General features: G+C 72.4%; 11 protein-coding genes and 1 riboswitch. All 11 genes read left to right on the top strand.

The window, feature by feature from the left end; genetic code table 11:
- Positions 1 to 40: 40 nt before the first annotated feature.
- Positions 41 to 700, top strand: a complete 660-nt coding sequence (locus tag ACZ5ID_RS21495; RefSeq protein WP_468900224.1) for a SurA N-terminal domain-containing protein — start codon at positions 41 to 43, stop codon at positions 698 to 700.
- Between the two features lie 44 nt (positions 701 to 744).
- Positions 745 to 1,716, top strand: coding sequence for a nucleoside triphosphate pyrophosphohydrolase (locus tag ACZ5ID_RS21490; protein ID WP_468900221.1), 972 nt, complete (start codon positions 745 to 747; stop codon positions 1,714 to 1,716).
- 80 nt (positions 1,717 to 1,796) lie between these two features.
- Positions 1,797 to 3,032, top strand: a complete 1,236-nt coding sequence (locus ACZ5ID_RS21485; RefSeq protein ID WP_468900556.1) for a cytochrome P450 family protein — start codon at positions 1,797 to 1,799, stop codon at positions 3,030 to 3,032.
- A 132-nt stretch (positions 3,033 to 3,164) separates the two neighbouring features.
- A complete protein-coding gene (locus ACZ5ID_RS21480) occupies positions 3,165 to 4,160 on the top strand; it encodes a transglycosylase family protein (protein WP_468900218.1) in 996 nt (331 codons plus the stop codon).
- 319 nt (positions 4,161 to 4,479) lie between these two features.
- Positions 4,480 to 4,616: riboswitch (cyclic di-AMP (ydaO/yuaA leader) on the top strand.
- 2 nt (positions 4,617 to 4,618) lie between these two features.
- On the top strand, positions 4,619 to 5,299 hold the full coding sequence (locus ACZ5ID_RS21475) for a transglycosylase family protein (protein ID WP_468900215.1): 681 nt from the start codon (positions 4,619 to 4,621) through the stop codon (positions 5,297 to 5,299).
- A 460-nt stretch (positions 5,300 to 5,759) separates the two neighbouring features.
- Complete coding sequence (gene eno, locus ACZ5ID_RS21470) at positions 5,760 to 7,049, top strand: phosphopyruvate hydratase (RefSeq protein ID WP_468900212.1); 1,290 nt, start codon at positions 5,760 to 5,762, stop codon at positions 7,047 to 7,049.
- A gap of 99 nt (positions 7,050 to 7,148) precedes the next feature.
- Positions 7,149 to 7,625, top strand: coding sequence for an FtsB family cell division protein (locus ACZ5ID_RS21465; RefSeq protein WP_468900209.1), 477 nt, complete (start codon positions 7,149 to 7,151; stop codon positions 7,623 to 7,625).
- Between the two features lie 56 nt (positions 7,626 to 7,681).
- The gene (locus ACZ5ID_RS21460; protein WP_468900206.1) at positions 7,682 to 8,218 is read left to right on the top strand and encodes a DUF501 domain-containing protein; all 537 of its coding nucleotides are present in this window, start codon (positions 7,682 to 7,684) and stop codon (positions 8,216 to 8,218) included.
- Positions 8,215 to 9,129, top strand: coding sequence for a Ppx/GppA phosphatase family protein (locus ACZ5ID_RS21455; protein ID WP_468900203.1), 915 nt, complete (start codon positions 8,215 to 8,217; stop codon positions 9,127 to 9,129). Before ACZ5ID_RS21460 ends, ACZ5ID_RS21455 begins: the two co-directional genes overlap by 4 nt.
- A gap of 380 nt (positions 9,130 to 9,509) precedes the next feature.
- On the top strand, positions 9,510 to 10,892 hold the full coding sequence (locus ACZ5ID_RS21450) for an NAD(P)/FAD-dependent oxidoreductase (protein WP_468900200.1): 1,383 nt from the start codon (positions 9,510 to 9,512) through the stop codon (positions 10,890 to 10,892).
- Between the two features lie 209 nt (positions 10,893 to 11,101).
- On the top strand, positions 11,102 to 12,406 hold the full coding sequence (locus ACZ5ID_RS21445; protein WP_468900197.1) for a class I SAM-dependent methyltransferase: 1,305 nt from the start codon (positions 11,102 to 11,104) through the stop codon (positions 12,404 to 12,406).
- Positions 12,407 to 12,453: the final 47 nt, after the last annotated feature.

Below are 12,453 nucleotides of genomic sequence, written 5' to 3'. Positions count from 1 at the left end.
CTGGTCGCTGCACTGTCGCACGATCCGCCGGGAGGCTCCTTTGCACCGCCGCCGTCGCACCGCACTCGCCCTCTGTGTCGCGCTCCTCGGCGCGGGGCCACTCCTGACCGCCTGCGGCAGCGAGGCCCATCCGGGCGCCGCCGCCGTCGTGGGGGGCGACCGCATTCCGGTCTCCGCGCTCCAGGCCCAGGTCAAGGACGTCCGTACGGCGCAGCAGGCCTCGCCGCAGTCCGCCCAGCTCATCAAGAACACCGGCCAGCTCAGCCGCGCCAAGCTGCACGGGCTGATCTTCGACAAGGTGCTGGACCGGGCCGCCGCCGACGCCGGGGTGAGCGTCAGCCGCAAGGAGCTCCAGCAGGCCCGGGCCGCGATGGCCCAGCAGGCGGGCGGCGAGCAGGCGTTCGCGGCCATGCTCCTCCAGCAGCGCGGGGTGGCGCCCGGCCAGATCGACGACGCGGTGCGCGAGCAGGTGCAGCTCACCAAGCTGGCCGCCGCGACCGGCGCCGACCTCTCGACGCCCACCGGGCAGGCCTCCGTCACCAAGACGCTCACCGTGGCGTCGAAGAAGCTGGAGATCGACGTGAACCCGCGGTACGGGACCTGGGACGACAAGGCGATCCAGCTCGCCGACACCAAGACGCCGTGGATCGCCCAGGTGACCAAGAAGGCCCCGGAGCAGGAGAGCCCCATCACCGGCTGACGGGCCGGGGCGGGCGCGGCGGGCGGCCGGGGTAGGTTCGAGAGGTGACTCTCGAAGAACCCGGCCGCGTCGTCCTGCTCACCGCCAGCCACCGGGTGGCGCCCGGACTGCTGTCCTGGCCCGCGTGGCAGACGCTGCGCGCCGCCGACCGGGTGCTCTGCGCCGACCCCGGCCATCCGCAGCTGCCGTATCTGCGAGAGGCGGGCGTCGAGGCCGAGATCGTGCAGCCGGACGCCCAGGAGCTGGTCGAGGCGTGCGCCGGGGGCCGTACGGTCGTCGTCCTCCCCTCCGGTGAGGGCGACCGCCGGCTCACCGACGGGCTGGCCCGGCTCGCGGGCTCCGGCCGGGTCGCGATGCCCGACCTGGAGCTGCTGCCCGGCTCGTACGACCTGCCGGGCGCCCGGCTGCTCGACCTCGTGCAGGTCATGGACCGTATCCGCCGCGAGTGCCCGTGGTCGTCCCAGCAGACCCACAAGGGGCTGGCGAAGTACGCCCTTGAAGAGGCGTACGAGCTGGTCGAGGCGGTGGAGGAGGGCGACCGCGACGAGCTGCGCGAGGAGCTGGGGGACGTGCTCCTCCAGGTCGTCTTCCACGCGCGCATCGCGGAGGAGGGCCGCGCGGAGGACGGGTCGGACCCCTTCTCCATCGACGACGTGGCCGGCACGATCGTGGAGAAGCTGATCCACCGCCATCCGCACATCTTCGGCGACGCGCACGCGGAGACGCCCGAGGAGGTCAAGGAGCACTGGCTGCGCCAGAAGGCCGCGGAGAAGGGGCGCGACTCGGTGACCGACGGCGTCCCCCTCGGTCAGCCCGGCCTCGCCCTCGCCGCGAAACTGGCGTCCCGGGTCCGCACGGCGGGCCTTGAGGTCCCCCTGCCCACCGGCGAGGACATCGGCTACCGGCTGCTCGCCCTGGCGGTGGCGGCGGAGGCCGACGGCACGGACCCGGAGGCGGCCCTGCGGGCGGCGGCGCGCGCGTACCGGGACGCGATCCGCACGGCCGAGACGGACTGACGGTGACACACCCTTCGACCCCACCGGGCCGGGACGCGGGCCAGGCCCCGCCCCCGCCGGGGGCACCCCCCGCCCCCGAGATGTTCACCTGGGAGTTCGCCACCGACCCCTACCCCGCCTACGGCTGGCTGCGGGAGCACGCGCCCGTGCACCGCACCACGCTGCCCAGCGGGGTCGAGGCATGGCTGGTGACGCGGTACGCGGACGCCCGGCAGGCCCTCGCCGACCAGCGGCTCTCCAAGAACCCGGCGCACCACGACGAGCCCGCGCACGCCCGGGGCAGAACGGGCATCCCGGGCGAGCGCAAGGCCGAGCTGATGACGCATCTGCTCAACATCGACCCGCCGGACCACACCCGGCTGCGGCGGCTGGTCTCGAAGGCGTTCACTCCCCGTACGGTCGCCGAATTCGCGCCCCGCGTGCAGGAGTTGACGGACACCCTCATCGACCGGTTCGCGGCCGGCGGCGAGGCCGACCTCATCCACGAGTTCGCCTTCCCGCTGCCCATCTACGCCATCTGCGACCTGCTGGGCGTACCGCGCGAGGACCAGGACGACTTCCGGGACTGGGCCGGGATGATGATCCGGCACGGCAAGGGCCCGCGCGGGGGCGTGGCCCGCTCGGTGAAGAAGATGCGCGGCTACCTCCTCGAACTCATCCACCGCAAGAGGGAGGACCCGGGCGAGGACCTCATCTCCGGCCTCATCCGCGCCAGCGACCACGGCGAGCACCTCACCGAGAACGAGGCCGCGGCGATGGCCTTCATCCTGCTGTTCGCCGGGTTCGAGACGACCGTCAACCTCATCGGCAACGGGATGTACGCCCTGCTGCGCGATCCCGGGCAGCGCGAACGGCTGCAGAGCTCGCTCGCGGCCGGGGAGTCGGAGCTGCTGGACACCGGCATCGAGGAACTGCTGCGCTACGACGGGCCCGTGGAGATGGCCACCTGGCGCTTCGCCACCCGGCCGCTGACGATCGGGGGCCAGGACATCGCCGCGGGCGACCCGGTGCTGGTCGTCCTCGCCGCCGCCGACCGCGATCCCGACCGCTTCCCCGACCCGGACACGCTCGACCTGGGCCGGCGCGACAACCAGCACCTCGGCTACGGCCACGGCATCCACTACTGCCTGGGCGCGCCCCTGGCCAGACTGGAGGCGAGGACCGCGCTGGCCACCTTGCTGCGGCGCCTTCCTGACCTGCGGCTGGCGGCGGATCCTGCCGATTTGCGCTGGCGGGGCGGGCTGATCATGCGCGGACTGCGCACCCTTCCGGTCGCGTTCACACCCACCAGAACTGACGGTTCGTCAAAACTGTGACTTTGGCGTTATCGCGGGTGCATCGACTTGTGACAAGCGTTCGAGTACGGCTACGTTCACCCCTCGACTCGCCAAACCAGGCGCAACGCCCGGCCCGGCAGTCACAGACGTAGTCACACGGAAGGCCACAGCATGCGCTCCGGGAACGGACGGCACCGCCGCCCCCGCCAGGCTCCCGCACTCGTCGTCGCGGCGGGGGTGACCGGCTCGGCCCTCGCCCTTCCGCTCTTCGCGGCGAGCGGCGCGAGCGCCGCGACCGCGTCCACCTGGGACAGCGTGGCGGAGTGCGAGAGCGGCGGCGCGTGGAGCGCCGACTTCGGCAACGGACTGTACGGCGGGCTCCAGTTCTCCCAGGAGACCTGGCAGAACTACGGCGGCACGGCGTACGCCGAGCGGGCCGACCTGGCCAGCCGGGCGCAGCAGATAGCGGTCGCCGAGAAGGTGCTCGCGGCGAAGGGCCCGAAGGCCTTCACCAGCTGCTCGGGGGTCTCCGGGCTCACCGCGGGCGGCGGCGCGCCGGCCGTCGACCCGGGCGCCTCGCCCTCGCCGTACGTCCCCTCCGAGGAGGGGGCCGCGACCCCGGACACCACGGCCACGCCGTCGGCGCCCGCCAAGAAGCCGCCGGCGTCCACCACGCCGTCCCCGTCGACCTCCACCGCTCCCAAGCGGTCCACGACGCCCTCGGCGTCCTCGGCGCCGTCCACGGGCGCGAGCGGCCGGCCCGGCTCCGCCGACGCGGGCGTCCCGGCCGGGACCGCCGGCGCGGGCACCGGTTCCGCCTCTGGCGGCAAGCACCGCGGCACCCCGGACCCGGCCGAGACCGGCACCCCCGCGACCACCGAGCCGGGCAATACGGACAACACGCATGAAGCGGGGCGTCACGCCTCGCGAGGTGACGCCGCGTCACGCGAGTCGGGCGATGTGCTGGCCGCCGAGGGCGACTACACCGTCCGCCCCGGCGACAACCTGTGGGACATCTCGCGCTCGCACAAGGTCGAGGGCGGCTGGTCCGCGCTCTACAAGGCGAACGAGAAGACGATCGGCGCCGACCCGAACCTCATCCTGCCTGGCCAGAACCTTGATCTGAACCCGGCGAAGACGGACAACCCGGCCCCGGCCAAGGGGTAGTTCAGGGGCCTATGTCCACTTCTGTGCAAGTGAGACAAGGGTCTCTTTCCGTCAACTGCCCTGTCCCGTCCGTCCGGTACGGGCGTTACGCCCCCGACCTGCGGAAACGGCGGTTACGGAAGAGCCGGGAGGGGCGATTTCTCCCTGATGTGCCCCTTTGAACATCAGGGGTTGGTGTGTTTACGGTCGAAGCGCTCGTCACCACGGGCCCCTTCGACCGGAAACGCCGAATCCTGCCGCCGGTCGCGGGGAACAGTCGACGCTCGATGCGCCGTAGGCAGGAGCGGGGGACCCAAGGTAAGCGCCGGGCCCGGCCGTTGAGGGACGTACGCCATACGGCGAGACGTACGAAGCGGCGGGGAACGGCTTGGGGTGAAGACGCGCCACTGGGCGCGGCCGGGCCACTCACTCGCCCGAACCCGACAGCTCACCTCGCAGGCGTCGGTGAGGAGAACTCCATGCTGCTTTCCGGCAAGGGCAAGCACCGCCGCCCGTCCAAGGCCGTCCGAGTCGTCACGCTGGCCGGTGTCACCGGCGCCGCCGTCGCCGCCCCGCTGATGGCCGCCGGCTCCGCCTCCGCCGCCTCCGTCTCCACCTGGGACGCCGTCGCCCAGTGCGAGTCCGGCGGCAACTGGTCCATCAACACCGGCAACGGCTACTACGGCGGTCTGCAGTTCTCGCAGTCCTCCTGGGTCGCGGCGGGCGGCACGCAGTACGCCTCCCGCGCCGACCTGGCCAGCAAGGGCCAGCAGATCGCCACGGCCGAGAAGCTGCTCGCCATGCAGGGGCCGGGTGCCTGGTCCTGCGCCGGTGCGGGCAACCTGACCGCCGGTGGGTCGGCCGCCGACGTCGACACGTCCGGCTCCTCGGCCACGCCGAAGGCCGCGCCGAAGAAGGCCGCGCCCAAGGCGGCGCCCGCCCCGAAGCGCGAGTCGGCCCCCGCCTCGCGCGGCGAGTCCCGTCCGGCGCCGGTCAGGACCGGCGACGGCGAGTACAAGGTGAAGGCTGGGGACACCCTGGGCTCCATCGCCTCGGCGCACGGCGTCAAGGGCGGCTGGGAGAAGCTGTTCGAGCTGAACAAGGACGTCGTCAAGGACGCGAACCTGATCTACGTGAACCAGCAGCTGCACCTGAGCTAGCCCGACCCGCGGCCCGTAGGTGGCTGAGCGAGCGGTTCCCCGCGCCCCCGAGTACCCAGGGGCGCGGGGAACTGCGCGCCAAGCCAAGGCCGGTCGGCAGACAAAGGCGCACCCCCGGCCCCCCAAAGGGGCGCGGGGAACTGCGCGACCAGCCCCCACCGGGCCGCAGACGGATCCGCACCGCACCCCGCAGGGCCCCGCACCGCACCCCGCAGAGCCCCGCAGGCCCCCCACTCAGCTGACAGCTGAACCGGGGCCCCGGGGGGGCGAACCCCCGGGCAAGGACCCCGCCCCGCACCACACACGGGGCGGGGCTTTGTTTCGTTCGGGAACATTTTGCCCCCCGTTTCGTCCCACGGGCCGGTCGGTCGGCTGGTGGATGCCCCGGAGCCGGTTAGGCTCAGGGGTGCCGGACCAAGCGGCCCGGCGTTTCCGCGTCACATCCCAGAAGGAGATGCTCGTGCCGTCCATCGACGTCGTCGTAGCCCGGGAAATCCTGGACTCCCGAGGCAACCCCACGGTCGAGGTCGAGGTCGGCCTCGACGACGGCAGCACGGGTCGTGCCGCCGTTCCGTCCGGCGCGTCCACCGGCGCCTTCGAGGCCATCGAGCTCCGCGACGGTGACCCGAACCGCTACCACGGCAAGGGCGTCGAGAAGGCCGTCCTCGCGGTGATCGAGCAGATCGGCCCGGAGCTCGTCGGCTACGACGCCACCGAGCAGCGCCTGATCGACCAGGCGATGTTCGACCTGGACGCCACGGACAACAAGGGCTCGCTCGGCGCCAACGCCATCCTCGGCGTCTCGCTCGCCGTCGCCCACGCCGCCTCCGAGGCCAGCGACCTGCCGCTCTTCCGCTACCTGGGCGGCCCGAACGCGCACCTGCTGCCCGTCCCGATGATGAACATCCTCAACGGTGGGTCGCACGCCGACTCCAACGTCGACATCCAGGAGTTCATGATTGCGCCGATCGGCGCGGAGTCCTTCTCCGAGGCGCTGCGCTGGGGCACCGAGGTCTACCACACCCTCAAGGCCGTCCTGAAGCGCAAGGGCCTGTCCACCGGCCTCGGCGACGAGGGCGGCTTCGCCCCGAACCTGGACTCCAACCGCGCCGCCCTGGACCTGATCCTGGAGGCCATCAAGGAGGCCGGTTACACCCCGGGCAAGGACGTCGCGCTCGCCCTCGACGTCGCCGCGTCCGAGTTCTACAAGGACGGCAAGTACGAGTTCGAGGGCCAGTCCCGCACGGCCGCCGAGATGACCGAGTACTACGCGGAGCTCGTCGACGCGTACCCGCTGGTCTCCATCGAGGACCCGCTCTTCGAGGACGACTGGGCCGGCTGGAACACCATCACCGCCAAGCTCGGCGACCGGGTCCAGCTCGTTGGTGACGACCTGTTCGTCACCAACCCCGAGCGCCTCGCCCGCGGCATCGAGGAGAAGTCGGCCAACGCCCTGCTGGTCAAGGTCAACCAGATCGGCTCGCTGACCGAGACCCTCGACGCCGTCGAGCTCGCCCAGCGCAACGGCTTCAAGTGCATGATGTCGCACCGCTCCGGCGAGACCGAGGACGTCACCATCGCCGACCTCGCCGTCGCCACCAACTGCGGCCAGATCAAGACCGGCGCCCCGGCCCGCTCCGAGCGCGTCGCCAAGTACAACCAGCTGCTGCGCATCGAGGAGATCCTCGACGACGCCGCGGTGTACGCGGGCCGCAGCGCCTTCCCGCGCTTCCGCTCCGCGGACCAGTAGCCCCGGCCAGGGCCCACCGCCCTGTCGTCCGTACGTCCCCGGCCGCGGTCCCGTACCGTGTCCGGGGACGTTGTACGTACGTGAGGGGAGCGGGGCGACATGGCCAAGGGCAACCGGGACCGGTTCTCCACCGCGGCCCGGCTCAAGGTGCTCGGCGAGCAGACCGCGGCCCGTGTCTACCGGTCGCAGAGGAAGCGCCAGGCACGCCGCTCCCGGCTCACCGGGCGGGCCGCGCTGCTCGCCCTGGTGATGTGCTCGCTGGTGGTGGCCCTCGCGTACCCGATGCGCCAGTACGTGTCGCAGCGCGGCGACATCGCCGAGGAGCGCCGCAAGGAGCACGACGCGGTGGTGCAGGTCGAGCGGCTGCGCGACGAGAAGGCGCGGCTCCAGGACGACGCGTACATCAAGCGGCTGGCCCGTGAGCACCTGCACATGCAGTTCCCGGGCGAGACCGGCTACACCGTGACCGACCCGTCGGCCGGCAAGGGCCGCCACGACGGCAAGGCGACCACCGGCCGCCCCTGGCACCAGAACCTCTGGGACGGTGTGGACAAGGCCGACCGCCCCGGCGACTGACGACGTGAACCGCCAGCGACAGATCCAGACAGACAGAGACTGAGACAGACACCGCGATGGAAACGCCCCCGCCCCAGACGCCCCGCACCGAGCCGACCGACGCGGACATCGCCGCCTTCCAGGAGCAGCTGGGCCGCCCGCCGCGCGGACTGCGCGCGATCGCGCACCGCTGCCCGTGCGGCAACCCGGACGTGGTCGAGACGGCCCCCCGGCTGCCCGACGGCACGCCGTTCCCGACGACGTACTACCTGAGCTGCCCGCGGGCCGCGTCCGCGATCGGCACCCTTGAGGCCAACGGCGTCATGAAGGAGATGACGGAGCGTCTGGCGACCGACCCCGAGCTGGCCGCGGCGTACCGCGCCGCCCACGAGGACTACATCGCCCGTCGCGACGCCATCGAGGTCCTGGAGGGCTTCCCGAGCGCGGGCGGCATGCCGGACCGGGTGAAGTGCCTGCACGTCCTGGTCGGTCACTCGCTGGCGGCCGGCCCCGGGGTCAACCCGCTGGGCGACGAGGCCATCGCGATGCTCCCCGAGTGGTGGGCGAAGGGCCCCTGCGTCACCCCCTGCGTGCCCGGGGAGGGCGAGAAGTGACCCGGGTCGCCGCCATCGACTGCGGGACGAACTCGATCCGTCTGCTGGTCTGCGACGCCGACCCGGACACCGGTGAACTCGTCGACCTGGACCGCAGGATGACGATCGTGCGCCTGGGCCAGGGTGTGGACCGTACGGGCCGTCTCGCCCCGGAGGCCCTGGAGCGCACCTTCGCGGCCTGCCGCGAGTACGCGGCGGTCATCAAGGAGTTCGGCGCGGAGCGGCTGCGCTTCGTGGCCACCTCCGCCTCCCGCGACGCCGAGAACCGGGACGAGTTCGTCCGGGGCGTCCTGGACATCCTGGGCGTCGAGCCCGAGGTGATCACCGGCGACCAGGAGGCCGAGTTCTCCTTCACCGGCGCCACCAGGGAGCTGCACGCCGACGGCGACTACCTGGTGGTCGACATCGGCGGCGGCTCCACCGAGTTCGTGGTCGGCTCGCGCCGGGTGCGCGCGGCCCGCTCGGTGGACGTGGGCTGTGTACGGATGACCGAGCGCCACCACCCCGGCGACCCCGCCACGCCCGAGCAGATCGCGGCCATGAGGGCGGACATCGAGGCCGCGCTCGACCTGGCCGGGCAGACGGTCCCGCTGCGCGAGCCGCGCACCCTGGTGGGTCTCGCGGGCTCGGTGACCACGGTCGCCGCCGTCGCGCTGGACCTGCCCGCGTACGACTCGGCGGCGATCCACCACTCCCGTATCCCCTACGAGGACGTCAGGCGGGTCACCGAGCGCCTCCTGTCCTCCACCCACGAGGAGCGCACGGCGATCCCGGTACTGCACCCGGGCCGGATCGACGTGATCGCGGCGGGCGCGCTGGTCCTGCTGGCGGTCATGGAGCGCACGGGAGCCTCGGAGGTCGTGGTGAGCGAGCACGACATCCTCGACGGAATCGCCTGGTCGGTCGCGTGAAAACGGCTCCGGAGGGCCCGTTGGGGGCCCTCCGGACCACCCGCCGCGAGAAAGTTCGTGAAGTTCTTCACAAGGAAAACCCGCCGGTCGGCCCCGATTGGGGGCCGTAGGCCTCTCTTCTGTAGGCCGAGCGGCTCAACAGGGCGCGATCCAGGGGGTCGACCCCGTGTTACGGACGTGTTTCCCGACCCGGTGGTCCAGCCCCCGTGAGCCTGTGAGGGCCAGTTCAGGAGGGGTGAACAACGTTCCCCCGGGCCCCGTGGTTCCCTCTCGCCACCATGACCTCGGTCACGTGGGCCGCGAAGTGTAGCAGAGACCCCGTCGGACCTTGTGAAGGGGCGCACGAGCGAGGCTCCACAGGGGGGTGGATACTCGATGGCATGAGCACCACGGAGCGTCCCCGAATCCTCGTCGTAGGCGGTGGGTACGTAGGCCTGTACGCGGCACGGCGCATTCTCAAGAAGATGCGCTACGCCGAGGCGACCGTCACGGTCGTCGACCCGCGGTCGTACATGACGTACCAGCCCTTCCTCCCCGAAGCCGCCGCAGGCAGCATCTCCCCGCGCCACGTCGTCGTCCCGCTGCGACGCGTCGTGCGCGGAGCCGAGGTGCTCACCGGCCGTGTCACCAGCATCGACCAGGACCGCAAGGTCGCCACGGTCTCGCCGCTCGTCGGTGAGGCCTACGAGCTGCCCTTCGACTACCTGGTCGTCGCCCTCGGCGCGGTCTCCCGCACCTTCCCGATCCCCGGCCTCGCCGAGCAGGGCATCGGTATGAAGGGTGTCGAGGAGGCCATCGGGCTGCGCAACCACGTCCTGGAGCAGCTGGACAAGGCCGACTCCACGACCGACGAGGACGTCCGCCGCAAGGCCCTGACCTTCGTCTTCGTCGGTGGCGGCTTCGCCGGCGCCGAGACGATCGGCGAGGTCGAGGACATGGCCCGCGACGCGGCCAAGTACTACACCAACGTGAAGCGCGAGGACATGCGCTTCATCCTGGTCGACGCCGCCGACAAGATCCTCCCCGAGGTCGGGCCGCAGCTCGGCAAGTGGGGCAAGGAGCACCTGGAGGGCCGCGGTGTCGAGATCTACCTCTCGACGTCCATGGACTCCTGCGTCGACGGCCACGTGGTGCTGAAGAACGGCCTGGAGGTCGACTCCAACACCATCGTGTGGACCGCGGGCGTCAAGCCCAACCCGGCGCTGGCCCGCTTCGGTCTGCCGCTCGGCCCGCGCGGCCACGTCGACACCGCCCCGACCCTCCAGGTCCAGGGCACCGACTACATCTGGGCCGCGGGCGACAACGCCCAGGTCCCGGACCTCGCCGCCCGCAAGGCCGGCGTGGAGAACGCCTGGTGCCCGCCGAACGCCCAGCACGCGCTGCGCCAGGCCAAGGTCCTCGGCGACAACGTGGTCTCCGGTATGCGGGGCTTCCCGCAGAAGGAGTACGCCCACGCCAACAAGGGCGCGGTGGCGGGCCTCGGCCTCCACAAGGGCGTCGCGATGATCGTCATGGGCAAGATGAAGATCAAGCTCAAGGGCCGTCTCGCCTGGTACATGCACCGTGGCTACCACGGTCTGGCCGTGCCCACCTGGAACCGCAAGATCCGTGTCTTCGCCGACTGGACCCTCGCGATGTTCCTGAAGCGCGAGGTCGTCTCGCTCGGCGCCATGGAGACTCCGCGCGAGGAGTTCTACGAGGCCGCCAAGCCGGCCCCGGCGCCGGCCGCCGCGAAGGTCGAGGAGAAGGCGAAGGCCTCCTGACCTCGGTCAGCCTCCCGTAGCAACGCCCGAAGGGGCCGTCCGCCATCCGTGGTGCGGGCGGCCCCTTCGGCGTGCGCGCCGGGCCCGGCCACCCCACCGCGCGCCCGCGGGGTACGCCCGTGGCGCTGTAGCGGGATGCCCGGCGCCCGGGGCAATCTTGTCCGGGGCAGGGTGCCGGGTGGGGGCCGACTTCACGAAAGGTGTGCGCCATGGCCGACGCCGCGACGCGGCTGACCGCTCTCGCGGGTGAGCTCCTGGGCGAGGACCTGCCGGTCCGTATCCGCGCCTGGGACGGCAGCGAGGCCGGCCCGCCGGGTGCCCCGGTGCTCGTACTGCGCCACCGCCGGGCCCTGCGCCGGCTGCTGTGGAAGCCGGGCGAACTGGGCCTGGCACGCGCCTGGGTGGCGGGCGAGCTCGACATCGAGGGGGACCTCTACCGGACCCTGGACCTGGTGGCCGGGCTGCTCTGGGAGCGCGGCAAGGGCTCCGGACCCGCCGTCCGTCCCCTGCGCGACCCGAGGCTGCGGGCCGCCGTCCGGGAGCTCCTGCTGCTCGGCCGGCCCCTGCCGCCGCCCGCCCCGCCCGCCGAGGAGCTGCGCCGGCGCACCGGCCCGCTGCACACCAGGGGCCGCGACCGGCAGGCCGTCAGCCACCACTACGACGTCGGCAACGCCTTCTACGAGCTGGTCCTCGGTCCCTCGATGGTGTACTCGTGCGCCTACTGGGAGCACCCCGACGCCACCCTGGAGCAGGCCCAGCACGACAAGCTGGAGCTGGTCTGCCGCAAGCTCGGCCTCGGCGAGGGCGACCGGCTGCTCGACGTCGGCTGCGGCTGGGGCTCGATGGCCCTGCACGCCGCCCGCCACCACGGCGCCCGGGCCGTCGGCATCACGCTCAGCGCCGAACAGGCCGCCTACGCCCGCAAGCGCGTCGCCGACGAGGGCCTGGCCGACCGGGTGGAGATCCGGGTGCAGGACTACCGGGACGTGACGGACGGGCCGTACGACGCGATCTCCTCGATCGGGATGGCCGAGCATGTGGGCTCGGTGCGCTACCGGGAGTACGCGGACGACCTGTACGCCCTGCTGAAGGACGGCGGCCGGTTGCTCAACCACCAGATCGCGCGGCGCCCCGAGGGGGACGAAGCGGGCTACCGCGTGGACGAGTTCATCGACGCGTACGTCTTCCCCGACGGGGAGCTGGCCCCGCTCGGGCGGACCCTGGCGACCCTGGAGGACGCCGGGTTCGAGGTGCGGGACGTGGAGGCGCTCCGCGAGCACTACGCGCTGACCCTGCGCCGCTGGGTGGCGAGCCTGGAGGCGGGCTGGGCGCGGGCGGTACGGCTGACCGGCCCCGGCCGGGCCCGGGTCTGGCGGCTCTACATGGCCGCCTGCGCGCTCTCCTTCGAGCGCAACCGGATCGGCGTCAACCAGGTCCTGGCGGTGCGGACCCCGCCGGGGGGCGCCTCCGGGATGCCGCTGCGGGCGCGTAGCTGGGGGAGCCCGGACCGGTAACGGGCGGGCCGCGTTGGTACCTTCGACCGATCGGACGGAATCTCGCC

It is taken from the genome of Streptomyces sp. NPDC031670 (assembly GCF_055580545.1).
Note: the sequence above shows the minus strand (reverse complement) of the source record. Positions and strands in the feature narration are given on the sequence as shown.

Excerpts from the sequence above, each read along its gene's own strand:
- ACZ5ID_RS21445 (WP_468900197.1), top strand. The coding sequence starts at position 11,102 with ATGGCCGACGCCGCGACGCGGCTGACCGCTCTCGCGGGTGAGCTCCTG.
- ACZ5ID_RS21465 (WP_468900209.1), top strand. The coding sequence starts at position 7,149 with ATGGCCAAGGGCAACCGGGACCGGTTCTCCACCGCGGCCCGGCTCAAG.
- ACZ5ID_RS21480 (WP_468900218.1), top strand. The coding sequence starts at position 3,165 with ATGCGCTCCGGGAACGGACGGCACCGCCGCCCCCGCCAGGCTCCCGCA.
- ACZ5ID_RS21460 (WP_468900206.1), top strand. The coding sequence starts at position 7,682 with ATGGAAACGCCCCCGCCCCAGACGCCCCGCACCGAGCCGACCGACGCG.
- ACZ5ID_RS21475 (WP_468900215.1), top strand. The coding sequence starts at position 4,619 with ATGCTGCTTTCCGGCAAGGGCAAGCACCGCCGCCCGTCCAAGGCCGTC.
- ACZ5ID_RS21450 (WP_468900200.1), top strand. The coding sequence starts at position 9,510 with ATGAGCACCACGGAGCGTCCCCGAATCCTCGTCGTAGGCGGTGGGTAC.
- ACZ5ID_RS21485 (WP_468900556.1), top strand. The coding sequence starts at position 1,797 with ATGTTCACCTGGGAGTTCGCCACCGACCCCTACCCCGCCTACGGCTGG.